Annotated in this window: 19 protein-coding genes and 2 pseudogenes; 11 read left to right on the forward strand and 10 right to left on the reverse strand. The window is 57.8% G+C overall.

What is annotated here, in order from left to right; all coding sequences use genetic code 11:
• Positions 1 to 2 precede the first annotated feature (2 nt).
• Positions 3 to 2,006 (reverse strand): cytochrome o ubiquinol oxidase subunit I, encoded by a 2,004-nt coding sequence (gene cyoB, locus EKM04_RS19055; RefSeq protein ID WP_183896692.1) that lies wholly within the window; start codon positions 2,004 to 2,006, stop codon positions 3 to 5.
• A 106-nt stretch (positions 2,007 to 2,112) separates the two neighbouring features.
• Positions 2,113 to 3,201, reverse strand: a complete 1,089-nt coding sequence (gene cyoA, locus EKM04_RS19060; protein ID WP_183896693.1) for a ubiquinol oxidase subunit II — start codon at positions 3,199 to 3,201, stop codon at positions 2,113 to 2,115.
• 320 nt (positions 3,202 to 3,521) lie between these two features.
• Between cyoA and EKM04_RS19065 the strand changes: the two genes are divergently transcribed.
• Positions 3,522 to 4,850, forward strand: a complete 1,329-nt coding sequence (locus EKM04_RS19065; protein ID WP_210290114.1) for an MFS transporter — start codon at positions 3,522 to 3,524, stop codon at positions 4,848 to 4,850.
• Between the two features lie 79 nt (positions 4,851 to 4,929).
• Here the strand turns inward: EKM04_RS19065 and EKM04_RS19070 are convergent, their stop codons facing one another.
• Both EKM04_RS19070 and EKM04_RS19075 read right to left on the reverse strand, forming a co-directional pair.
• Positions 4,930 to 5,493 carry a TadE/TadG family type IV pilus assembly protein gene (locus EKM04_RS19070; RefSeq protein ID WP_183896694.1) on the reverse strand — a complete coding sequence of 188 codons (564 nt, stop codon included), beginning with the start codon at positions 5,491 to 5,493 and terminating at the stop codon, positions 4,930 to 4,932.
• A gap of 28 nt (positions 5,494 to 5,521) precedes the next feature.
• Positions 5,522 to 6,085, reverse strand: a complete 564-nt coding sequence (locus tag EKM04_RS19075) for a TadE/TadG family type IV pilus assembly protein (protein WP_174151942.1) — start codon at positions 6,083 to 6,085, stop codon at positions 5,522 to 5,524.
• Positions 6,086 to 6,389: 304 nt separating this feature from the next.
• Here EKM04_RS19075 and EKM04_RS19080 point away from each other — a divergent pair, with 304 nt between their 5' ends.
• Together EKM04_RS19080 and EKM04_RS19085 are read left to right on the forward strand one after the other, a co-directional pair.
• Positions 6,390 to 7,151, forward strand: coding sequence for a FadR/GntR family transcriptional regulator (locus EKM04_RS19080; RefSeq protein ID WP_234910961.1), 762 nt, complete (start codon positions 6,390 to 6,392; stop codon positions 7,149 to 7,151).
• A 72-nt stretch (positions 7,152 to 7,223) separates the two neighbouring features.
• A pseudogene (locus EKM04_RS19085) lies at positions 7,224 to 7,754 on the forward strand (amidohydrolase family protein); the annotation flags it as partial.
• Between the two features lie 59 nt (positions 7,755 to 7,813).
• Here EKM04_RS19085 and fabI read toward each other — a convergent pair.
• From fabI to fabA, 3 genes are all read right to left on the reverse strand, one after another.
• Positions 7,814 to 8,620: an enoyl-ACP reductase FabI gene (fabI, locus tag EKM04_RS19090; protein WP_183896697.1), complete on the reverse strand. Its 807-nt coding sequence runs from the start codon at positions 8,618 to 8,620 to the stop codon at positions 7,814 to 7,816.
• 6 nt (positions 8,621 to 8,626) lie between these two features.
• Positions 8,627 to 9,850: a beta-ketoacyl-ACP synthase I gene (gene fabB / locus EKM04_RS19095; protein WP_183896698.1), complete on the reverse strand. Its 1,224-nt coding sequence runs from the start codon at positions 9,848 to 9,850 to the stop codon at positions 8,627 to 8,629.
• Positions 9,851 to 9,932: 82 nt separating this feature from the next.
• The gene (fabA, locus tag EKM04_RS19100) at positions 9,933 to 10,448 is read right to left on the reverse strand and encodes a 3-hydroxyacyl-[acyl-carrier-protein] dehydratase FabA (protein WP_174151834.1); all 516 of its coding nucleotides are present in this window, start codon (positions 10,446 to 10,448) and stop codon (positions 9,933 to 9,935) included.
• Between the two features lie 302 nt (positions 10,449 to 10,750).
• On the opposite strand from fabA, the gene irrA reads away from it, so the two are divergent.
• Complete coding sequence (irrA, locus tag EKM04_RS19105) at positions 10,751 to 11,170, forward strand: iron response transcriptional regulator IrrA (protein ID WP_045230087.1); 420 nt, start codon at positions 10,751 to 10,753, stop codon at positions 11,168 to 11,170.
• A 44-nt stretch (positions 11,171 to 11,214) separates the two neighbouring features.
• Here irrA and EKM04_RS19110 read toward each other — a convergent pair whose 3' ends face one another.
• Positions 11,215 to 12,264: a Fe(3+) ABC transporter substrate-binding protein gene (locus tag EKM04_RS19110; protein WP_183896699.1), complete on the reverse strand. Its 1,050-nt coding sequence runs from the start codon at positions 12,262 to 12,264 to the stop codon at positions 11,215 to 11,217.
• Between the two features lie 174 nt (positions 12,265 to 12,438).
• Between EKM04_RS19110 and rirA the strand changes: the two genes are divergently transcribed.
• The 7 genes from rirA to EKM04_RS19145 all read left to right on the forward strand — a co-directional run bounded on the left by rirA (position 12,439) and on the right by EKM04_RS19145 (position 18,661).
• Positions 12,439 to 12,927, forward strand: a complete 489-nt coding sequence (gene rirA / locus EKM04_RS19115; protein ID WP_183896700.1) for an iron-responsive transcriptional regulator RirA — start codon at positions 12,439 to 12,441, stop codon at positions 12,925 to 12,927.
• 163 nt (positions 12,928 to 13,090) lie between these two features.
• The gene (locus tag EKM04_RS19120; RefSeq protein ID WP_412762978.1) at positions 13,091 to 14,128 is read left to right on the forward strand and encodes an AbrB family transcriptional regulator; all 1,038 of its coding nucleotides are present in this window, start codon (positions 13,091 to 13,093) and stop codon (positions 14,126 to 14,128) included.
• A 165-nt stretch (positions 14,129 to 14,293) separates the two neighbouring features.
• Positions 14,294 to 15,205, forward strand: a complete 912-nt coding sequence (osmF, locus tag EKM04_RS19125; protein WP_183896701.1) for a glycine betaine ABC transporter substrate-binding protein OsmF — start codon at positions 14,294 to 14,296, stop codon at positions 15,203 to 15,205.
• Positions 15,206 to 15,214: 9 nt separating this feature from the next.
• Positions 15,215 to 16,396: an ABC transporter permease gene (locus tag EKM04_RS19130; RefSeq protein WP_183896702.1), complete on the forward strand. Its 1,182-nt coding sequence runs from the start codon at positions 15,215 to 15,217 to the stop codon at positions 16,394 to 16,396.
• Positions 16,393 to 17,331 carry an ABC transporter ATP-binding protein gene (locus EKM04_RS19135; RefSeq protein WP_183896703.1) on the forward strand — a complete coding sequence of 313 codons (939 nt, stop codon included), beginning with the start codon at positions 16,393 to 16,395 and terminating at the stop codon, positions 17,329 to 17,331. The genes EKM04_RS19130 and EKM04_RS19135 overlap by 4 nt, the downstream gene beginning before the upstream one ends.
• Positions 17,328 to 18,068: an ABC transporter permease gene (locus EKM04_RS19140; protein ID WP_183896704.1), complete on the forward strand. Its 741-nt coding sequence runs from the start codon at positions 17,328 to 17,330 to the stop codon at positions 18,066 to 18,068. The genes EKM04_RS19135 and EKM04_RS19140 overlap by 4 nt, the downstream gene beginning before the upstream one ends.
• 110 nt (positions 18,069 to 18,178) lie before the next feature.
• Complete coding sequence (locus EKM04_RS19145) at positions 18,179 to 18,661, forward strand: gluconokinase (protein ID WP_183896810.1); 483 nt, start codon at positions 18,179 to 18,181, stop codon at positions 18,659 to 18,661.
• A gap of 180 nt (positions 18,662 to 18,841) precedes the next feature.
• On the opposite strand, the pseudogene EKM04_RS19150 reads toward EKM04_RS19145, so the two are convergent.
• Together EKM04_RS19150 and EKM04_RS19155 are read right to left on the reverse strand one after the other, a co-directional pair.
• Positions 18,842 to 19,990: pseudogene (locus EKM04_RS19150) on the reverse strand (NAD(P)/FAD-dependent oxidoreductase); the annotation flags it as partial.
• A 1-nt stretch (position 19,991) separates the two neighbouring features.
• On the reverse strand, positions 19,992 to 21,353 hold the full coding sequence (locus EKM04_RS19155; protein ID WP_077102165.1) for a glutamine synthetase family protein: 1,362 nt from the start codon (positions 21,351 to 21,353) through the stop codon (positions 19,992 to 19,994).
• Positions 21,354 to 21,484: the final 131 nt, after the last annotated feature.

The following is a 21,484-nucleotide window of genomic DNA, read 5'->3' on the forward strand; positions in this document are numbered from 1 at the left end:
TGTTACGCCTGATTTGCCAGCAGCTTCGTACGGGCTGCCTCAACGTCCGTTACATCCGATGCCGGAATGTAATAGTCGCGATTGTAGTTGAAGGTGTGAGCGATGGAGACCCCGATGATGGCCAGAAGAGCCAGGATCGCCAGCCACCAGATATGCCACACCAGTGCAAAGCCGAGCACAACACTGATGCCGCTGAGGATCACGCCGGTGCCGGTGTTCCGCGGCATGTGGATCGGGATGAACCCATCCAGCGGACGTTCTGCACCATGTTTCTTCATATAGGCCCAGGCGTCGACTTCATGCACGACCGGCGTGAAAGCGAAGTTGTACACAGGCGGCGGCGATGACGTGGACCACTCCAGCGTACGACCATGGTAAGGGTCGCCCGTCAGATCACGAAGTTCTTCACGCCGGAAGAAGCTGACAACGAGCTGGATAATGAACGACGCAATGCCCAGCGCGATGAGGAAGGCACCAAATGCGGCGATGATGAACCAGATTTGCAGCGACGTGTCTTCGAACTGGCTGAGGCGGCGGGTCACGCCCATCAGGCCAAGCACGTAGAGCGGCATGAAGGCGAAGTAAAAGCCGACGAACCAGAACCAGAAGGACATCTTGCCCCAGAACGGATCGAGACGGTAGCCAAAGGCTTTCGGGAACCAGTAGACGATGCCCGCCAGTACGCCGAACAGCACGCCGCCGATAATCACGTTGTGGAAGTGCGCAACCAGGAACAGCGAGTTGTGCAGCACGAAGTCCGCCGGAGGCACGGCGAGCAGGACGCCCGTCATACCGCCGATGACGAAGGTGATCATGAAGCCAATTGCCCACAGCATGGGTACATCGAAGGTGATACGACCCTTGTACATGGTGAAGAGCCAGTTGAAAATCTTCGCACCGGTGGGAATGGAGATAATCATCGTCGTGATGCCGAAGAAGGCATTGACGCTGGCACCCGAACCCATCGTGAAGAAGTGGTGCAACCACACGACATAGGCCAGAATGGTGATGACCACCGTTGCGTAGACCATCGACGCGTAACCGAAGAGACGCTTGTTGGAAAAGGTCGATACGATTTCCGAGAAGATACCGAAGGCAGGCAGGATGAGAATATAGACCTCTGGGTGGCCCCAGATCCAGATGAGGTTCACATACATCATCGGATTGCCGCCAAGATCGTTGGTGAAGAAGTTCGTACCAACGTAACGGTCAAGCGTCAGCAGCGCGAGTGTACCGGTCAGGATCGGAAACGATGCCACGATCAGAATGTTGGAACACAACGATGTCCACACGAAGATCGGCAGGCGCATCATGGTCATGCCAGGCGCACGCATCTTGATGATCGTGACGATCAGGTTGATGCCAGACAGCGTCGTCCCGACACCGGCGACCTGGATCCCCCAGATGTAATAGTCGACACCGACGCTTGGACTTCCCTGGATGCCCGACAGGGGCGGATAGGCCAACCAGCCGGTCTGGGCATATTCACCGATGAACAGCGAAATCATGGTGATCACGGCGCCAGCCACTGTCATCCAGAAAGAGAAATTGTTGAGGAACGGGAAGGACACGTCACGCGCACCGATTTGCAGCGGAATGGCGAAGTTCATCAAACCGTTGATCATCGGCATCGCCACGAACAGGATCATGATAACGCCGTGAGCGGTGAAGATCTGGTCGTAGTGGTGGGCGTTGAGATAGCCTTCCGAACCACCCGAAGCAATGGCCTGCTGGATACGCATCATGATCGCATCGGCAAAGCCGCGCATCAGCATGACGAGTGCCAGAACGATGTACATGATACCGATCTTCTTGTGATCGATACTGGTAAACCATTCCTTCCAGAGATAGCCCCAGAGCTTGAAATAGGTGAGCAGACCCAGAAGGGCTGCGCCACCGAGAGCAACGACCGTGAAAGTGACGATCAGAATGGGCTCGTGGAAGGGTATGGATTCCAACGTCAGCTTCCCGAAAAGGAACGACGTTTGATCGGTGGTGGCGACCATTTTAGCCTCTTGCGATTGACTTAGAGTGCCTTGCGTCAGTCTGAACACAAGGAACGCTCCAATCTATTGATTCTACGCATCATTCTTCGGATGCGCCTTATGATGTTCAGCCTGCGGTTTTGGGTGCAGACGGCAGTTCGGCCTTGGCATCGGGCAGAGCCGTGGACTGGAATGTCTGGCCCTGAATTGCGGCCGGCAGCGATTGCGAGCCCGATGCAACGCCATAAGGCGAAAGCGGGGTGCAGACCACGGAGTTCAGCGCCTTGGCCACATCGATGCCCTCCTTGCCGCCGCCGCCATTCGCATCGATATGCATCATGTCGCGCACGCAAAGCTTGTTCGGCTCCACACAGCGGTTGAGGATCGCGTCGAAAAGCTCAGGGTCGACATTGGCGAAATACTGCACGGGTTCGCGCTCGCTTGGCTTTGCAAGCTCGAGATATTCCATGCGACCGAAGCCCTTGCCGCCATCCTTGACCTTGGCAACCCATTGATCGAAGCCTTCCTGGCTCAGACCATGGAACTTGAAGCGCATGTGAGAGAAGCCTGGGCCGGAGAAGTTGGCCGAGAAACCATCATAAACGCCTTCCTTATTGATGACGGCATGAAGCTTCGTCTGCATGCCGCCCATCGAATAGATCTGGCCAGCCAGCGCAGGGACGTAGAACGAGTTCATCGCTGTCGTGCCGGTAATCTTGAAATTGATCGGCACATCGACGGGCGCCGCGAATTCATTGACGCTGCCAATGCCCAGTTCCGGGTAGAAGAAGACCCACTTCCAGTCCATGGAAACAACCTCGACCGTGATCGGTTTCGTCTCGGCTGTTACCGGACGGTCGGCGTCGATACGGTCTAGGGGACGGTATGGATCGAGACGGTGCGTCGCGATCCATGTGACTGTTCCCAGCATCAGGATGATGGCAACCGGAGCAGACCAGATGACCATTTCAAGACGGGTGGAGTGATGCCATTCGGGATCATAATCCTCCGCCTTGGCGGATGCACGGTACTTCCACGCGAAGAAGAGCGTGAGGGCCAGCACCGGAACGATGATCAGAAGCATCAGGACCGTGGACGTGATGATAAGATCGCGCTGCTGGATAGCGATGTCGCCGGCGGGGTTCATGACGACGAGATCACAACCGCTGAGCAGGAGCACGGAGGACAGGGCCGCAAGGGCAGAGGATGTTTTCATAAGGGTGCGCACGTTTTGGGACTCGTACTGTTTTTCATATTGCTTGATGCGTATAATTGCCAAACCTCATAAAGGACATGAGGTAGTTTGTCGCGGTGCAACATGACATTTTCACTGCGGTCTTCGCAGCATGCGGAAAATTGGGACTGAAGAGCGGAAAGTCCCGCATTATCTCATAGGATAGCGTGTCCGCAAGCCCTTCCGGACATTCTTCAATTGACGGCCTCAAACCCCTGTGTGACAATCCGCCGCATAACATCGACGAAAGAGGAGCGTCGTTCGTTATGGTCATGGCTAGCCCATACGCAGGAGGGAATTTTATGAGTTATATCGACACGGCCTCGTCCTACTCACAAAACAACGGAACGAATGGCCAGCCAGGGGCGCCTGTCGCCGTGGACCCGGATCGCATTACGATTGCGGTCATCCTGGCCAGAATGACGGAGTTCTTCGATTTCTTCGTCTATGCCATCGCCTCCGCCCTCGTTTTCCCTCACGTCTTTTTCTCGTTCGTCGATCCCCTCACCGCCACCCTTTACTCCTTTGCAGTGTTTTCGCTGGCCTTCATTGCCCGCCCCATCGGCTCTCTCCTGTTTTTACAAATCGACCGCAAATTCGGACGAGGCGTCAAGCTGTCGGCAGCGCTGTTTACGCTCTGTGGGTCCACCATGGCGATCAGCTTCCTGCCATCCTACGCGGAAGCAGGCATAATCGCGCCGGTCCTGCTGGCAGTGTTCCGTATCGGCCAGGGCATTGGACTTGGCGGGGCGTGGGATGGCCTTGTCTCCCTTCTGGCGATGAATGCGCCTGAAAAGCAGCGTGGCTGGTACGCCATGATGCCACAGCTGGGAGCGGCCATGGGCTTTGGTCTTGCGAGCGCCTTCTTCATCATCTTCACCACCCAGCTTTCCAACCCGGAATTCCTGGCGTGGGGCTGGCGTTTCCCGTTCTTCGTTGCTCTGGCGCTCAACGTTCTGGCACTGTTTGCACGCTTGCGCATGATCGTCACGCCGGAGTTCCAGTCCATGTTGCAACAGCATGAACTGGAGCCCAAGCCCATGTTTGAGATGCTGCGCAATCAGTCACGGGTCGTCCTGACGGGTGCATTCGTGCCCCTGGCGAGCTTTGCGCTCTTCCACCTCGTCACCGTGTTTCCGCTCAGCTGGGTGTCTCTCAACACAAACCAGCGCGTCTCCGACTTCCTGTTCGTGCAATTCGTCAGCGCCATCATCGCAGGTGGCATGATTGTCGTCTCCGGCGTTCTGTCCGACAAGATCGGTCGTCGCAAATTGCTCGGCATCGCTGCCGCGCTGATTGCGATCTTCAGCTTCGTCGCGCCCGTTCTTCTGGCGTCGGGCGATATTGGGCGCTACCTCTTCGTGCTGATCGGCTTTGCCTTGCTCGGCCTGTCCTTCGGCCAATCAGGCGGCGCGCTGGCCTCGCGCTTCAGCCGTGAATATCGCTATACGGGCGCATCGCTCACCTCAGATATTTCATGGTTGATCGGCGCTGGCTTTGCACCTCTGGTCGCGCTCGGCTTCTCATCGAAGTTTGGGCTCTTCGCGGTCGGTATCTATCTTTTGTCCGGTGCGCTGTGCACCATCGTGGCGCTCTATTTCAGCCGCGTGCTGGACATGCCGTCGGAATAACCTTTGAACACAAACAAGACGGAAAAGCCGCGGGAAAGATGCCCCGCGGCTTTTTATTGCCCACGCCCAAATATCTGTTTCAACAATCGCTGCAGGTAATCGGATCCTGCTCGCGCTTTGCGAAGTAATAATCCCGACCGATCGTAATCTGCCGCATGCTTGGGGCTGCGTCCGACAGGAACATCAAAAGCGTGTGGGGAATCGTCAACTCCGCATGGACGAGAAACGCGTTCGGCTGTCTCAGATTGTCGGGAAGGTTGACGACGGAATTTGCGGGGTACGGGGGCTGATTGCTCTGGCTCCAGGACCAGTTGATCCTGGCGACCCTGTTGGCATCCACCTGAATTCCACTGATCTTCAAATCGAGCCCAGCCGTGGCGTAGGGTACGAAAATTGCCGAGGCGACGTCGGGCATGGTCTTCAGGTATGCTTTGTTGACGCTCACCTGCTGCGACACGAGGTCGGCGATCGTACCGGCTGCATGCGTTGCCCGCTTATAGACGCTGAAGCCGATCGTCAGTTCGAAGGCCGTTATGTAAAGCGCCAGCAGGACCGGGAAGATGATCGCAAACTCCACCGCGCCGACGCCCTGACGATCCTGCCGCAGTCGCCTGAACGTCCGGCCAATGACTCGCAATGCCATTTTTCTTTTCCTCACCATCCGGCCGCGCTCACTGGTATGCTTCATTGCGGAACGCATCTGTTGCGACAATCAGGAAATGCGATGGCATGGACCCATCCTTCGGGCGGATATTGGTCAGGAAGGGCCGCACGATATCGGCCACCACCTGCCAGCGGTAATAAACGCGCAGCATGTTGATGGTGCTCGGCCCCCCCGGTGCGAACCGGAACGCGGAAACATCGAGATCGAAAAACTGGCCGTTCGGCGTCAAGGGGACGGTTTTGGGAATGTCGGCAAAAGTGTTGAAGCTGCGAAGATCGATGTATAGCTTTTCCGGTTTCTTGATCTCGTCTGCAGAGCAGGTGATCAGGATCGACACTTCGGCGCAAAACAGCTTTCTGAAATCCTCCTGACTGATGGAGCTGGAAATCTGTCCCGTTCTCAACTGACGCGCCAACCGGTCCGTTGCATTCGTGACCAGTTGTTCGCCTATCATCGCCAGAAAAGTCTCGATGATGGCAAAGACCAGCAGAAAATAGGGAACGGCCAGAATGGCGAACTCTATGGCCGCAGAACCTTTGCGTGAACGCGCAAATCGTCTGGCCAACAACATTTTCGGAGACAATGCCTGCATCGCGCTTTTTCAATCTTCATGACGGGAAAGCATGTCTGCCCGAGAGCTTTATGCCCATGAAGTGTATGGCGGCTTCGTTTACATTTTGTTGCGGGAAAACCTTGCATTTCCAATATTGTATGGTTTTTGAGCGCAATCCACGGCTTCGGAGATCATATCAGTGATTTGGGAAATAATATAAATATTGCCAAGACCGATCAATTACGGGATATTTGGCCAATAGAAAGTTTGACCGGAGGCAATGCCAGCGTGTGATGTCTCCCCTATTGCCTCGGAGAAAAGATTGGCCAGCCTCAGTGAACCCGTCGATGGCGGCGCGAAAGAAAAGCCTCAAAACGGTCGCACCGGCGGATCGCTGGTCAGCCAAACCGCAAACGCGTTGCGCCAGACTATTCTGTCCGGCCAGTACAAGCCGGGAGACAAGCTGCCCAGTGAAGCTGGCCTGACGGAGCTTTATAAAGTCAGCCGAACGGTCGTGCGGGAGGCCGTTGCCGCGCTCAGAGCAGACAGACTGGTCGAGGCACGTCACGGTGCGGGCATTTTCGTTCTGGAACTTCCCACCCAGCAGCCACAGCCGTTTCAGGATGTCGATCATGATCGGATCTCCTCCATCATCGAACTTCTGGAATTACGGGCAGCCGTCGAAACCGAAGCCGCCGAACTTGCGGCGGTGCGCAGATCGCCTGCACAGGAGGAGGCAATCATCCGCTGTCTATCCTCTGTGCAGGCTTGCATCGATGCAGGCGTCCCCACCGCAGAGGCGGATTTCAAGCTTCATCTGGCCATTGCTGACGCCACCAACAATCCGCGCTTTCGCGAGTTTCTGGAGGTGATGGGTCAGAATGTCATTCCAAGAGCAGCGTTGCGTGCCTCCCAATCCGAGAAGACGGCAGCCCCTTATTTGCAACAGCTCCAAAATGAGCATAACGCCATCGTGCACGCTATTTCGGACGGGGATTCAACGGTTGCCCGCGAGGCCATGCGTCAGCATCTGAAGGGCAGCCAGCAGCGTTATCGCGCCATGCTCCGCCAGGGCGACCGATAGTCTGCGCCCTCGTCAGCAGACCCACACTGAAAGGTTTTGCATGGCGATCGTCAGAACATGTGATGGCGAAAAGTCGGCGCCCGCATCATGGATTTGCCCGGTGGCGCGGTCGATCTCACCCATCTGGAAGAGGTCGACAGCATCGCGCAGGAGCTGGGCTGGTGCGTGGCCGTGCAATTCGATGGCTCTCATATTCTCGACCATGAAGAACGTCTGGGTGCGATCAAGAGCCGCTGGATTTTCGATCATCACGGCAAGTTCTTTGCCGGGGTCACGCCCGATAGCCCGCAGATATCGGCGCTGAAGCGCCTGATCGACAAGGGCAATTGCTGGTTCAAATTTGCCGGATGCTATGAATCCAGCCGTTCGGGCGGTCCTGACTTCGAGGATATCGCAGCCGTTGCCCGCATCATCGCGGCCTATGCGCCGGATCGGATCATTTGGGGCACCAATTGGCCCCATAACAATGCCAGGACGACGGAAGAGTACCCCAATGATGCGGATTTGCTGGATACGGTTCTGTCATGGCTTCCGTCGCAAGAGGCCCGCAAAAAAGCGCTGGTCACAAACCCGGAAGATCTGTTCGGTTTCGAGCCGGTGTAATTCAAATGCAAAAAGCCTGGCATGACCGGGCTTTTCAATCGTCACTTCACGAACAGGCGTTATTCGCTGTCGGCGTTGTAGAGCACTTCAAGCGTCGGGATAGACGTGATGTTGAAGCCACCATCGACATAGTGACATTCTCCCGTCACGCCACGGGACATGTTCGACAGAAGATAGAGCGCCGAGCCGCCGATGTCTTCGATGTCGGGCGTACGGCGCATCGGCGCGTTCTTCTGGTTCCACGAGAAGATGGCGCGGGCATCCGAGATGCCGGCACCAGCCAATGTGCGCACGGGGCCTGCGGAGATGGCGTTGACGCGAATGCCCTTTGGACCGTAATCGGCAGCAAGGTAACGTACGGACGCCTCGAGAGCGGCCTTGGCGACACCCATGACATTGTAATTGGGGATGACACGCTGCGACCCGTTATAGGTCAAGGTCAGCATGGAGCCGCCATCGGTCATCAACGCGGCCGCACGCTTGGCGATTTCGGTAAACGAGAAGCAGGAAATGACCATGGTCCGCGTGAAATTTTCACGCGTGGTGTTGGCGTAAAGCCCCTTCAACTCGTTCTTGTCGGAAAAGCCGATGGCGTGAACGACGAAATCCAGCGAACCCCAGCGCTCGCGCACCGCATCGAACAGGGCATCCACGGAGGCCAGATCTTCCACGTCGCAGGGGACGATGAAATCGGAGCTGACTTCCGCCGCAAGCGGCTTGACGCGTTTGCCCAGCGCTTCGCCCTGATAGGTAAAGGCAAGTTCCGCACCCTGGGCGGCCAACGCCTTGGCGATGCCCCAGGCGATGGAGTGGTTGTTCGCGACACCCATGATGAGGCCGCGTTTTCCCTGCATGATGCCATTCATAGGCACTTATCCGTTGTAGCGCTGGAAGACCAGCGTGGCATTGGTGCCGCCAAAGCCGAAGGAGTTCGACAGGACCGTATCGATCTTGGCATCATCGATGCGTTCGCGAACGATGGGCACCCCTTCGAATTCGGGATCGAGCGTTTCGATATGGGCGCTTTTGCCGATGAAGCGTTCCTGCATCATCAACAGACCGTAGATAGACTCCTGGACGCCTGCGGCACCCAGCGAGTGACCCGTCAGCGACTTGGTCGACTGCACATGCGGGATTTTAGAGCCGAACACTTCACGGATTGCGCCGATTTCCTTGCTGTCGCCGACAGGTGTGGATGTGCCGTGGGTGTTGATGTAGTCGACTTCACCCTTAACGGTTGCCAGCGCCTGACGCATGCAACGAATGGCGCCTTCGCCCGATGGCGCAACCATGTCGTAACCATCCGATGTTGCGCCGTAGCCGACGATCTCGGCATAAATCTTGGCGCCGCGCGCCTTGGCATGTTCCAGTTCTTCGAGAACCAGAACGCCAGCACCGCCAGCAATGACGAAGCCGTCACGGTTGGCGTCGTAGGCGCGGGACGCGGTGGATGGATTGTCGTTGAACTTGGACGACATCGCGCCCATGGCATCGAACAGGTTCGACATCGACCAGTCCAGATCTTCGTGGCCACCGGCAAACATCACGTCCTGCTTGCCCCACTGGATCATTTCGGCGGCATTGCCGATGCAATGTGCCGAGGTCGAGCAGGCCGACGAGATGGAATAGTTGACGCCGTGGATCTTGAACCAGGTCGCCAGCGTGGCGGATGCCGTGGACGACATGGCCTTCGGCACGGCGAACGGGCCGATGCGCTTGGGGCTTTTGTTCTTCAGCGTGATGTCGGCAGCCTCAACGATGGTCCGGGTCGAAGGACCGCCAGAACCCATGATGATGCCAGTGCGTTCATTGCCGCTGATGACGCTCTCTTCCAGACCGGAATCGGCAATCGCCTGCTTCATGGCAACATGGTTCCACGCGCCGCCCTGGGACAGGAAGCGCATCGCGCGACGGTCAACCAGATCAGTGGGGTCGAGAGACGGCTTGCCCCAGACCTGGCATTTGAAGCCATGCTCGGCAAAATCCGGCGAGAATGAAATTCCCGACTTTGCATCTCTCAGGGACGCCGTGACCTCTGCAGCGTCGCTGCCGATCGATGAAACAATACCGAGGCCGGTGACTACAACTCTTCTCATGAAGTTGACCTTTTCTGTGTTTGCCGCGCGAGGGGTTCAGGTGCGACGTGGCATTGGCCACCCCTCACCGAACGATCAGGGGTCAGGCGGTCTTTTCCTTGGACAGACCGACACGCAGGTCCGACGCTTGATAAATGGTTTCGCCATCGGCTTTCAGCCAGCCATCGGCCGTACCGAGAACAAGGCGACCGCGCATGACGCGCTTGAAATCGATGCCGTATTGCAAAAGCTTGGTTTCAGGGCGCACCATGCCTTTGAACTTCACCTCGCCGGTAGACAGCGCCATGCCACGCCCCTCTTCGCCCAGCCAGCCGAGGAAAAAGCCGGTCAGCTGCCACATGCCATCGAGACCGAGGCAGCCGGGCATGATGGGGTTGCCCTGGAAGTGGCAGGGGAAATACCAGTCATCCGGCGACACGTCGTATTCGGCACGGATAAAACCCTTGTCGTGGGCACCACCGGTTTCGGAGATTTCCGTGATACGATGAACCATGAGCATAGGAGGCAGAGGAAGCTGTGCATTGCCGGGGCCAAACAGTTCGCCACGTCCACAAGACAGAATTTCCTCGTAATTGTAGCTCGATTGCCTCGTTGTCATGTCGTATCCAATTCCCCGTTTACACGCTTTGAAAGACTTCTGTAGAGCAAGTTAGGTTCAAAATGAAGCGCCACAAGGGCAACTTACATGTCTAGTTGCTCATGCTTTTGGCCGAAGCCTGCCTTAACATGGCGCCCGCATACAGGAAGCGTAAGGCCTGAACCAGAGGAAATTTGTAAAAATCCCCGCTTTACAGCCGATCGCGGCGCAGCATTCTACCGGAATCTATTGAAAGCCGGACGCGTAAAAGTTATATGCTTGTTAGATTGGGTTTAATCCACCGGTTTTGAGGCCGTGTTTTTATGACATTCGACGCTACATTGGATATCGGAACGAGATTGCGCCGCTTTGGCCTGCGACCCACACGTCAGCGTGTGGCTCTGGGCGATCTGCTCTTCGCCAAGGGTGACCGCCACTTGACTGTCGAGGAGTTGCACGACGAGGCCGTCAATGCCGGCGTGCCGATTTCGCTCGCCACCGTCTACAACACCCTGCATCAATTCACAGAAGCTGGCATCATCCGCGTTCTCGCCGTCGAGGGCGCCAAGACCTACTTCGATACGAATGTCTCGGATCATCACCACTTCTTCGTCGAAGGTGAGAACGAGGTTCTCGATATTCCCGTCAACAATCTGGAGATCGGCAATCTGCCGGAACCGCCAGAGGGCATGGAAATCGCTCATGTTGACGTGGTGATCCGCCTTCGCCGCAAGCGCGGCTGAGGCCTTCCTTTTACAGGACAAAGCCTTCAAGCGTCACGGACCGATCAGTTGGACGGGCCGTCATTGAAGCCGACTTCATCCACCAGTTCAGACGCCTGCTTGCGGTGCGCAGCAATTTCGGTCAATGACAGGCTATCCGGCTTGATCGGTCCAAAATTCTTGACAACGTCGGATGGTTGCGCGCCCGGCAGGACAGGATATTCGAAGACCTGCTTGGCATAGATTTCCTGGGCTTTGCCGGAGGCCAGAAATTCCATCAGCTTCAAGGCATTGTCCCTGTTGGGCGCATATTTCGTCATCGCAACGCCCGAGATGTTGACGTGTGTGCCGCGATCCTGCGCATTCGGGAAGATGACGCGCACCGCATTGCCCCAGACCTTTTCCTCAGGTTCCTGGTCATTGGTCAGCATCAGCCCAACATAATAGGTGTTGCCCAATGCGATATCGCATTCACCCGAATAGATGGATTTCGCCTGGCTGCGGTCGGTGCCATCGGGCTTGCGGGCCAGATTGTTCTTCAAGCCCGTCAGCCATGTACGCGTATAATCCAGGCCGTGATGGGCGATCATGGATGCAAACAGCGCGATATTGTAGGAGTGCTGGCCATCACGAATGCAGATCTTGCCTTTCCACTTCGGATCGGCAAGCTCCTCATAGGTGATATCCTTCTGGCTGACGCGGTCTTTCGAGGCGTAGACGACGCGGCCTCGCGTGGTCAGGCCGAACCATTCGCCTTCCGGGTCGCGAAGATTGGCGGGAATATCCTTTTCGATCACCGGATCGTTCAGGACCGGTTGTGTCACCTTGCCTTCCTTGGCCTCCACAAGGCGGGCAATATCTACCGTGAGCAGAATGTCGGCGGGTGAATTCACGCCTTCTGCCTGGATGCGCTCGACCAGACCCTTGTCCAGAAACAGCACATTGGCCTCGATGCCGGTCTCCTTGGTGAAGGCGTCCAGCAGCGGCTGAATGAGTTCGGGCTGGCGATAGGAGTAGACGTTGACTTCGCCACCTGCGACAGCTGTGGACATTCCGCAACCGATAACCGATGTCGTGGCTGCAATTGCACAAAATATCGACTTCACGCTTGCCATGGGGCACGCCTCCGGTAGATTGGATTCTTGAGTTGTTTGTTCATGAATCACAGCAGGCGGTCAACAGGACAATTGAAGGATCGGAAATCTCCCGGAGAATTTTTTATTTCTGGAATTGTTCTAAAGTAAAATAACGACTATATGACTCCACATTACTGGAGTCAGGAGATCAGCATGCGTTTGACCAAACAGACCAACTATGCCGTCCGCATGTTGATGTATTGCGCCGCCAATGACGGCAACCTCAGCCGCATCCCGGAAATCGCCAAGGCTTACGGTGTCTCCGAACTGTTCCTCTTCAAGATTTTGCAGCCGCTCAACAAGGCCGGCCTGGTTGAGACCGTGCGCGGTCGCAATGGCGGCGTCAAGCTTGGCAAGCCCGCCGAAAAGATCAGCCTGTTCGATGTCGTCAAGGTGACGGAAGACAGCTTTGCCATGGCGGAATGCTTCGAAGACGGTGCCGTGGAATGCCCGCTGGTGGATAGCTGCGGTCTGAACTCTGCGCTGCGCAAGGCGCTCAACGCTTTCTTCGACGTCCTGACACAATATTCCATCGACGATCTCGTCAAGGCCCGTCCGCAGATCAGTTTCCTGCTCGGCCTCGAAGACACCATGGCCAAGCGCCGTCCGCCTCGCGTCGTGGCGGCTGCTCCGGCAGCCTGAGCCTGAAGCGTCCCTGTCGAGATTTTTCAGCCCGCGGACATCGTTCGCGGGTTTTCTGTTTTTAAGACACATGCGGTTGACGGTTGCGCCTCAAAAGGCACAGTTGCATCTCGGTAGCCTCACCGTCCGATTCTTTCCCGCCAATTCCCATCCCGTAAGCATGATGACCAAGCCAGACCTCCAAAGCTTTCTCCTCACGGCCTTCGTCGGCAGCATCGGTGCTCTCATCGCGTCTCTGATCGGACTGCCCGCGCCGTTTCTCTGCGGCCCGGCGCTTGCCGTCACGCTGGCGGGATTGTCGGGGCTGCGACTTTCGGTGCCCCAGATGCTGCGCAATGCCACCTTCGTCGTCGTTGGCATTTCCATGGGAACGAGCGTAACGCCGGAGGTCATCGATGCCGCCAAAACCTGGCCGCTGAGCTTCGTCGCGGTGCTGGCAACCGTCGTTCTTCTGCTCTACGTCGCCTATTGGATCTTGCACTTCGGCTTTGGTTATGACCGCACCACAGCCATGCTGGGCGCATCACCGGGCCATCTCAGCTACATCATCAGCCTGACGGCAGAAACAAAAAGCGATCTGGCGACCGTCAGCGTCATCCAGAGCGTGCGCGTTCTGGCCCTCACTCTCGCCGTGCCGGTCATTGTCGAATATCTCGATCTGATCAGCATCGAACCTTTGATCCTGGCGCCGCCGATGCCACCGATGGTGCTGGCTTTGACAGTTCTGGCGTCACTGGCTGTCGGGTGGGTTTTCATGCGCTGGCGCTTTCCCGCAGCCCTGCTGCTCGGTGGCGTCGCCGTCTCCATCGGCATTCACATCACCGGACTGACGAGCGGTGGCGTGCCGGGTTGGCTGAGCCAGCCGACCTATATCATTTTGGGCAGCCTGATTGGCACGCGGTTTACCCGCTCTTCGCTTCGGGACATGAAAATGGCCTTCGTGGCGGGCGGCGTCGTGACCGTGGCTGTGATGTTGCTGGCCTGTCTTGCCGCCGTTGCGGTCTCCAAAATGACGGGCGTTCCGCTCAATGCGGTGATGATTGCCTTCGCGCCGGGCGGTCTCGAAACAATGGCCGCCATGGCGGTCATGATGCACGCCGACACGGCCTATGTCGGTGCCCATCACGTTCTGCGCCTGCTGTTTCTCTCCGTTCTCATGCCGCTCGTCATGGGCAAGGACGCGCGCAGAAAATCGGACTGAGACGACGCCTAAGGATCCTGCATTAGGCAATACGTATAAATCGCCATCGCGCATGCAACCTTTCGATCTCTTTTTCGTTACCGCCACTTGAATTGGAGACCGTCGCAATCGCATTGCGCAGAGACGATTTCCGGGAATTCCCCCGTATCCTGTTGGAGATGCTTGATGAAGCGTTTGATGAAACTCACCGGCGCAGGATTTGCGCTCGCACTTTATGCATCCATCGCACAGGCGCAGGTCGTCGTTTCATCCAAGATCGATACGGAAGGTTCCGTCCTCGGCAACATCATCATGACTGTGCTGAGCAAGAACGACATCGAAACCACAGACCGCATTCAGCTTGGTGCTACCCCCGTTGTGCGCAAGGCGATTACGGCTGGCGAAATCGACATCTATCCCGAGTACACGGGCAATGCCGCCTACTTCTTCGAAAAGGCAAACGATCCTCTCTGGAAAGATGCGGCAAAGGCCTACGAGGAAGCCAAGACGCTGGACTTCAACGCCAACAAGATCGTCTGGCTGACGCCGTCTCCCGCCAACAACACCTGGGGCATTGCCGTTCGCAAGGATGTGGCCGAAAAGAACAATCTGAAGACACTCAGCGACTTCGGCAAATATATCGCCGGTGGTGGTCAGGTCGTGCTCGCTGCCTCCTCCGAGTTCGTAAACTCTGCCGCGGCCCTTCCCGCATTCCAGAAGACCTACGGCTTCACGCTGAAGGCGGATCAACTGATCACGCTTGCCGGTGGGGATACCTCCGCGACGATTGCGGCGGCTGCCAACCAGACCAACAATGTCAACGCAGCCATGGTCTACGGAACCGATGGCGGCATCGCACCATCCGGTCTCGTCGTTCTGGAGGACGACAAGAACGTACAGCCCGTTTACCAGCCAGCGCCGGTCGTGCGCGAAGAGGTTTTGAAAAAGCACCCTGAAATCGAAACCCTGTTGAAGCCGGTGTTCGAAAAGCTCGATCTGACCACACTTCAGGAGTTGAACGGCCGTGTGCAGGTGGGTGGTGAGCAGGCGAAGACGGTTGCCCTGGACTTCCTGACGAAAAACGGCTTCGTAAAATAAGGGGCGGCCTTGCAACGCGCCTCGCACTGGCCCTTCCCATACTATGATAAGGTCGGAGCGCTGATCGCTGCGCTCCTCGCCTATGCTCTCTTTGCTCTTCCATTCGCAACCTTTCGGGCCAACCGTATCGTTCCGGGGGACGTTCGCAGCGTTTTGGACGCCCTTCCCCGGACATGGGCCTACGCGCTCTACGCACTGATCGGCATCACGGTCTGCTGTGCGTTTTTTCGGAACGATGCACGGCTGCGGCTTGGTCTGGCATTGGTGGGTCTTGCCGCTCTGGCGCTGGCCATCGGTAGCGCTGCATCCCATCTGACGCCCGTCGATAACAGCTATGCGCGGGTATCGCCCGCCAGCGGTTTCTGGTTGCTGGCATCGGGCCTGATCCTGATGGCGACGGATGCAATCGCGCGGCTCAATCCTCGCCCCGCATTACGGATCGTGCTGCTCTTCCTAGCGCTAGGTGTGGTCGCAGCCACACTCATATCCGGGCAATGGGACGCCCTGTCGGTCATGAAGGAATATGAAAACCGGCGGGACATCTTCTGGACTGAGGCCGGGCGTCACATCCAGCTTGCCATCGGCTCACTCTTTGCGGCGACACTTGTCGGTATTCCCCTGGGCGTCCTCTGCTATAAGGTCGATCGTCTGCGCGCGGGCGTGTTGAACAGTCTCAACATCGTACAGACCATTCCCTCCATCGCACTGTTTGGTCTTCTGATCGCCCCTTTGGGCTGGGTCGCCGCGAATATTCCCGGTGCGTCCGAAATCGGCATTCGCGGCATCGGCATGGCGCCCGCATTCGTGGCGTTGCTTTTATACTCGCTGCTGCCCGTCGTTTCCAACACGGTCGTGGGGCTGAAGGGCGTCTCGAATGCTGTGCGGGAAGCTGCACGCGGTCTTGGCATGACAGCGACGCAACGGCTCTTCAAAATCGACTTTCCGCTAGCCCTGCCCATCATACTCACCGGTATTCGCATCGTTCTCGTCCAGAACATCGGGCTTGCGACGATAGCAGCGCTGATCGGCGGCGGCGGATTTGGCGTCTTTGTGTTTCAAGGCATCGGGCAGACGGCCATGGATCTGGTTTTGCTCGGCACCATTCCGACCGTCATTCTGGGCTTTACCGCAGCCATCCTTCTCAACGCCATCATCGAGAGCAATCTCTTCAACAGGGGAAGCAGGGCATGATCGAGGTCGACCATCTGACCAAACACTATGACGGCACGACGGTGGTGGACGATGTGTCGCTGACGATCGATGCCCGCAGTATCACCGTCATTGTCGGCACATCCGGCTCCGGCAAGACAACGCTCTTGCGCATGATCAACCGACTGGTCGAACCCTCCTCCGGCGTCATTCGCATCGACGGAGAGAATATCCTCAATTTGCCCGGACACACGCTGCGCCGCCGCATCGGCTACGCCATCCAGGGACACGGGCTGTTTCCGCACCGGACCGTGGCGCAAAACATTGCCACCGTGCCGGAACTGCTGGTCTGGGACCGCGCCCGGATAAACGCGAAGGTCAGCGAGTTGCTCGATCTCTTTCAGCTCGACCCCGCTCAATACGCCGACCGCTTTCCGGCGGCCCTGTCGGGCGGGCAGCAACAGCGCGTAGGCGTTGCCCGCGCCCTTGCGGCAGAGCCGAACATTCTTTTGATGGATGAACCCTTCGGCGCGCTTGACCCGATCATCCGGGCCAAGGCGCAGGACGATCTTCTCGCCATTCAGAAAAAGCTTGGTGTTACGATTGTCCTGGTCACGCACGATATGGACGAGGCCTTTCATCTGGCCGACCGCATCGCCGTCATGGATAGAGGCAAAATCGTTCAATATGGCCAGCCCGCCGAGCTGGTGCTGAGACCCGCAACGGAGTTCGTGCGCACAATGATCGGCGAGCGTGAGCGGCCACTCCGGTTGCTGTCCGTCGCGACCGTGGGCGATATCGTCGAACCCGGCCAGTCCGATGGAGAGCCGCTTCTGGCGGGGACCAGTCAGCGTGATGCCCTGTCCGCCATGCTGTGGACCGGGTGCGAAACGCTGCCCGTCATGGGCGCCGATGGCACCGTGACAGGCCGGATCCGCCGCGAGGTGCTGCTACAGAACGCGGCCGGTTCCGCATGAAGATCCGGCTGGGGCCTCTTCTGCTGACAGGTCTTGTCCTCGTGCTCGCGGCCTTTCTGGTGCGGCCCGAGATGTTCGAGCCTGTGTTTCGGCCCCTCGTGCAGCCCAATGCACCGGCCATCTATATTCAGGCCAATCTTCTATCGCTGACCCTGTCCCACTTAAAGACGGTCGCGATTGCGACGGGCACCGCCGTGCTGATCGCCGGAACGCTCGCCATTCTCGTCACGCGGCCCTTCGGTCGGGAGTTTCTGCCGCTCTCACGCAGCATCGTCAGTATCGGCCAGACCTTTCCGCCGGTTGCCGTGCTGGCGCTGGCCGTGCCGATCATGGGGTTTGGTGAAAAGCCCACACTGATTGCGCTTTTTCTCTATGCCCTCCTGCCCATCTTCGAAAACACGGTGACGGGCCTGACCACACTTCCCAACACGATCCTGGAAGCAGCGCGTGGCATCGGCATGACCGGTGCGCAGCGGCTGTGGCGGGTGGAACTGCCGCTTGCGCTTCCAGCGATCCTTGCAGGTGTCAGGCTTTCCGCCGTCATCAGCCTGTCAACGGCGACCATCGGCTCGACAGTGGCGGCAAAGACGCTGGGTGAGGTCATCATCGCGGGGCTGCAATCCAACAACCTCGCCTTCATCTTGCAGGGCGGCATGATCGTGGCAGCTCTTGCCGTGCTCATCCATAGCCTACTATCCATGCTGGAAGCCAGGGCCGCGCGACGCGCAGGCTTCTGATCGTGACGGTATAGACGTGGAAAATGTTTCCCCTGCGCACGCAAATACAGTAGGCGAGTACGATATTTTTGAAGACGCAGGAGATCATCGTGAAACAGGCAATCATCGTCATGGGCGTCAGCGGCTGTGGTAAATCCACCGTGGGCGAAGAACTGGCCGAGCGGTTGGCTATTCCCTTCATGGAGGGCGACAAGCTCCACCCTGCCTCCAATGTCGAGAAAATGGCGGCTGGAACACCACTGACCGATGAGGATCGTTGGCCCTGGCTCGATCTTGTGGGTGCGGAGCTGCACAAGGGCTTCGAGGCAGGCGGTGTCGTCATCTCCTGCTCGGCACTCAAGAAGATCTACCGCGACCGCCTGCGCGATGCCTGCGGTGGACCGTTGGCTTTCATTTATTTGGACGGAAGCGAAGCGCTCCTGACCGAGCGCATGGGTGCGCGCACCGGCCACTTCATGCCCCTTTCGCTGCTCAAGACTCAGCTCGCCACGCTGGAAGTGCCGACCGGCGAACCCGGCGTCGTTACGGTCAGCATCGACGCCACGCCAGACGAGATTACCGAGAACGCCCTGAAGGGTCTATCCGCTCTCTAGAACGTTTCCATTTAACAAGGAAACGCTCTAAACACCCAACCTGTCGCGAAGGCCGTACCACCATGCGCCGAGCATGGTGAGCGGCACGCGGAACGTCTTGCCGCCCGGGAACGGGTAGTTCGGTAGCGATGACCAGACGTCAAAGCGTTGGGCGTGACCCGCGACCACCTCGCCCAATATCCTGCCCAGCAACTGCGTCGTGGTCACACCATGGCCGCTATCGCCATGGGAGAAGTAGACGTTCGGCGACAGACGCCCGATATGTGGGATGCGCGTCAATGTGAGCGCGAAGTTGCCGCTCCAGGCAAAGTCGATCTTGGTGTTTTGCAATTGCGGGAACGTTTTGAGCATGTTCGGACGGATGACGCTGGTCAGGTCAGCGGGATCTGTGCCGCCGTACCCGATTCCGCCGCCATAGAGCAGGCGATTGTCGGAGGTCCGGCGATAATAATCGAGGATGTAATTGGCATCCTCGACGCAGTAATTGGCAGGGAGCAGCTCCTCGATCAGCGCCGCATCCAAGGGTTCCGTCGCCATCACCTGGCTTGAAACAGGCATCATCCGCTCGCCGATTTCCGGCAACAACCCGCCGAGATAGGCATTGCCACACACCAGCACATATTTCGCCGCGACCTTGCCGTGCGCGGTGCGTACGACGGGGTTTGTTCCCTGCTCCACAGCGATGACGCGCGAGTTTTCGAAGATGCGACCACCCAGACGCTCAATGGCGTCTGCTTCGCCGAGGACATAGTTCAACGGGTGAATATGTCCGCCGAAACGGTCGATCATGCCACCCGCATAACGATCCGATTTCACGTATGTCCCAACCTCGGCTTCGGAGACCATTTCCAGCCCGGTATGGCCGTGCTTTTCCCAATTGGCCTTGTTGGCGGCCATTTCTGTCATCTGCTTGGGCGTGAACGCCGCAAAGAACCCGCCATCGACCAGGTCGCAATCGATCCCGTATTTCGCCACCCGCTCGCGGATGATCTGCCCGCCCTCGAGCGACATCGCTCCAAGTTCGGCTGCCTTTTGGGCGCCATAACGGCGAGCAATCGTGTGGAGGTCGCGGCTGTAGCCATTGACGATCTGGCCGCCGTTTCGCCCGGATGCGCCAAAACCGACCCGCTCTCCCTCCAGCACGATGACGGAAAAACCCTTTTGCGCCAGCTCCAGCGCTGCCGAAAGCCCGGTGAACCCTGCGCCGATGATACAGATATCGGCATCCTGGTCGCCCTGAAGGGCGGTGCGGACCGTCTTGGTGTTGGCCGATGCCGCATACCATGATGTGGTGTGGCCGGGATTGGGAGCGCTTGTTACTTCAACCATTTTACACCGTCCTGATATAGGCGTCGTATTCGACGTCGGTCACGCGCAGAGAAAATTCGGATAATTCCTGCTGTTTGCAGGCGGAATAGAGCGTGCGGTATTTCTGCCCGAACGTCGCATAGGCAAAACTGGAGCGCGTAAAACGCTGTAGCGCATAATCCCAGTTCGTCGGCAGCGGCTCGTGGTTGACGGCATGGCTGTCGCCGGAGATCGCGCCCCCTGGCTGACGCTTTTCCTTCATGCCGGCCAGCGCCGCACTCAGGATCATCGCCAGCACCAGATAGGGATTGGTATCGGCGCCCGCCACACGGTGTTCGATACGGGTCGCAGGCTTGCTGGCGACGATCACGCGCACGGCGGCAGAACGGTTGTCGATACCCCAGGACGCATAGGTCGGCGCGTGTTCACTGGGGCGCAAGCGGCGGTAGGAGTTTGCATGCGGCGCAAACACCGCCATGCTCTCCCCCATGTTCTCTAGAAGGCCGCCGACAGAGTGCATCAGCGCTTCGGATGGGCCGTTTTCGCCCGCATAGATATTATTGCCATCCCTGTCGAGCATGGAGAAGTGAACATGCATGCCGTTGCCTGCCTGCATGCCATAGGGCTTGGCCATGAAGGTGGCGTCGAGCTCGTGCTTGCGTGCCACACCCTTGACGATGCGCTTGAGGAAGACGGCATCATCAGCCGCCCGCAAGGCATCCGGTACGTGGTTGAGGTTGATTTCGTACTGTCCCGGACCGTTTTCGCGCAGCGTCGTATCGGCACCGACATTCTGGGCGCGGCACGCCGTCGAGATGTCATGGAAGACGCCTTCGAAATCCTGCAATTCGGAAATGGACAGAACCTGCGTCTGGCCGGTATGCCAGCGACCTTCGCGGCTGCGCGGCGGGCGCACGGGGTCAAGCGCCGAGCGGACAGGGTCGATCAGATAAAATTCAAGCTCGGTGGCGACAACCGGCGTCAGGCCGCGCCTGGTGAATCCCGCCAGCACCTGCGCCAGCACATTGCGCGGATCGCCGTAGAAACCGTTGCCATCAGGATCCTTCATGGCGAGCAGTACCTGCGCCGTGGGTCGCCCCAGCCATGTGACACGAGAGAGCGTTTCAGGAACCGCAAAGCACAGCCCGTCAGGATCACCGGTGCCCTCGGCAAGGCCTGCGGCATTCACGTCGCGGCCCCAGATATCCAGCGCGTAGACGGAGCGCGGCACGGCCATGCCTTTTTCCAGCACGTCGATGGCCCGTTCGCGCGGTATCCACTTGCCGCGCGGCACGCCGTTTACATCGATGACAAAGGCTTCGAGAATTTCGATATCGGGGTTTTCTTCGAAAAATCTTTTTGCGTAATCAATATCGACCATCATTCACCAGCAGGTTGTTTCATTTTCGGTTCGCGGCAGAGTCGCTAACGGAAAACATCCACAAGCTGATAAAGTAGATATCGCGCCGTCATGATGACATTACGCCCCATTGTTCCCACCTTCTTGTTTCATCG

The sequence above is a fragment of the Rhizobium skierniewicense Ch11 genome (genome assembly GCF_023757665.1).
Classification (GTDB): domain Bacteria; phylum Pseudomonadota; class Alphaproteobacteria; order Rhizobiales; family Rhizobiaceae; genus Agrobacterium; species Agrobacterium skierniewicense.

What these genes read in the sequence shown, in the direction of transcription:
- cyoB (WP_183896692.1), bottom strand. Translation starts at nt 2,006, where the DNA reads ATGGTCGCCACCACCGATCAAACGTCGTTCCTTTTCGGGAAGCTGACG.
- cyoA (WP_183896693.1), bottom strand. Translation starts at nt 3,201, where the DNA reads ATGAAAACATCCTCTGCCCTTGCGGCCCTGTCCTCCGTGCTCCTGCTC.
- EKM04_RS19065 (WP_210290114.1), top strand. Translation starts at nt 3,522, where the DNA reads ATGAGTTATATCGACACGGCCTCGTCCTACTCACAAAACAACGGAACG.
- EKM04_RS19070 (WP_183896694.1), bottom strand. Translation starts at nt 5,493, where the DNA reads ATGGCATTGCGAGTCATTGGCCGGACGTTCAGGCGACTGCGGCAGGAT.
- EKM04_RS19075 (WP_174151942.1), bottom strand. Translation starts at nt 6,085, where the DNA reads ATGTTGTTGGCCAGACGATTTGCGCGTTCACGCAAAGGTTCTGCGGCC.
- fabI (WP_183896697.1), bottom strand. Translation starts at nt 8,620, where the DNA reads ATGAATGGCATCATGCAGGGAAAACGCGGCCTCATCATGGGTGTCGCG.
- fabB (WP_183896698.1), bottom strand. Translation starts at nt 9,850, where the DNA reads ATGAGAAGAGTTGTAGTCACCGGCCTCGGTATTGTTTCATCGATCGGC.
- fabA (WP_174151834.1), bottom strand. Translation starts at nt 10,448, where the DNA reads ATGACAACGAGGCAATCGAGCTACAATTACGAGGAAATTCTGTCTTGT.
- irrA (WP_045230087.1), top strand. Translation starts at nt 10,751, where the DNA reads ATGACATTCGACGCTACATTGGATATCGGAACGAGATTGCGCCGCTTT.
- EKM04_RS19110 (WP_183896699.1), bottom strand. Translation starts at nt 12,264, where the DNA reads ATGGCAAGCGTGAAGTCGATATTTTGTGCAATTGCAGCCACGACATCG.
- rirA (WP_183896700.1), top strand. Translation starts at nt 12,439, where the DNA reads ATGCGTTTGACCAAACAGACCAACTATGCCGTCCGCATGTTGATGTAT.
- EKM04_RS19120 (WP_412762978.1), top strand. Translation starts at nt 13,091, where the DNA reads ATGACCAAGCCAGACCTCCAAAGCTTTCTCCTCACGGCCTTCGTCGGC.
- osmF (WP_183896701.1), top strand. Translation starts at nt 14,294, where the DNA reads ATGAAGCGTTTGATGAAACTCACCGGCGCAGGATTTGCGCTCGCACTT.
- EKM04_RS19135 (WP_183896703.1), top strand. Translation starts at nt 16,393, where the DNA reads ATGATCGAGGTCGACCATCTGACCAAACACTATGACGGCACGACGGTG.
- EKM04_RS19140 (WP_183896704.1), top strand. Translation starts at nt 17,328, where the DNA reads ATGAAGATCCGGCTGGGGCCTCTTCTGCTGACAGGTCTTGTCCTCGTG.
- EKM04_RS19145 (WP_183896810.1), top strand. Translation starts at nt 18,179, where the DNA reads ATGGGCGTCAGCGGCTGTGGTAAATCCACCGTGGGCGAAGAACTGGCC.
- EKM04_RS19155 (WP_077102165.1), bottom strand. Translation starts at nt 21,353, where the DNA reads ATGATGGTCGATATTGATTACGCAAAAAGATTTTTCGAAGAAAACCCC.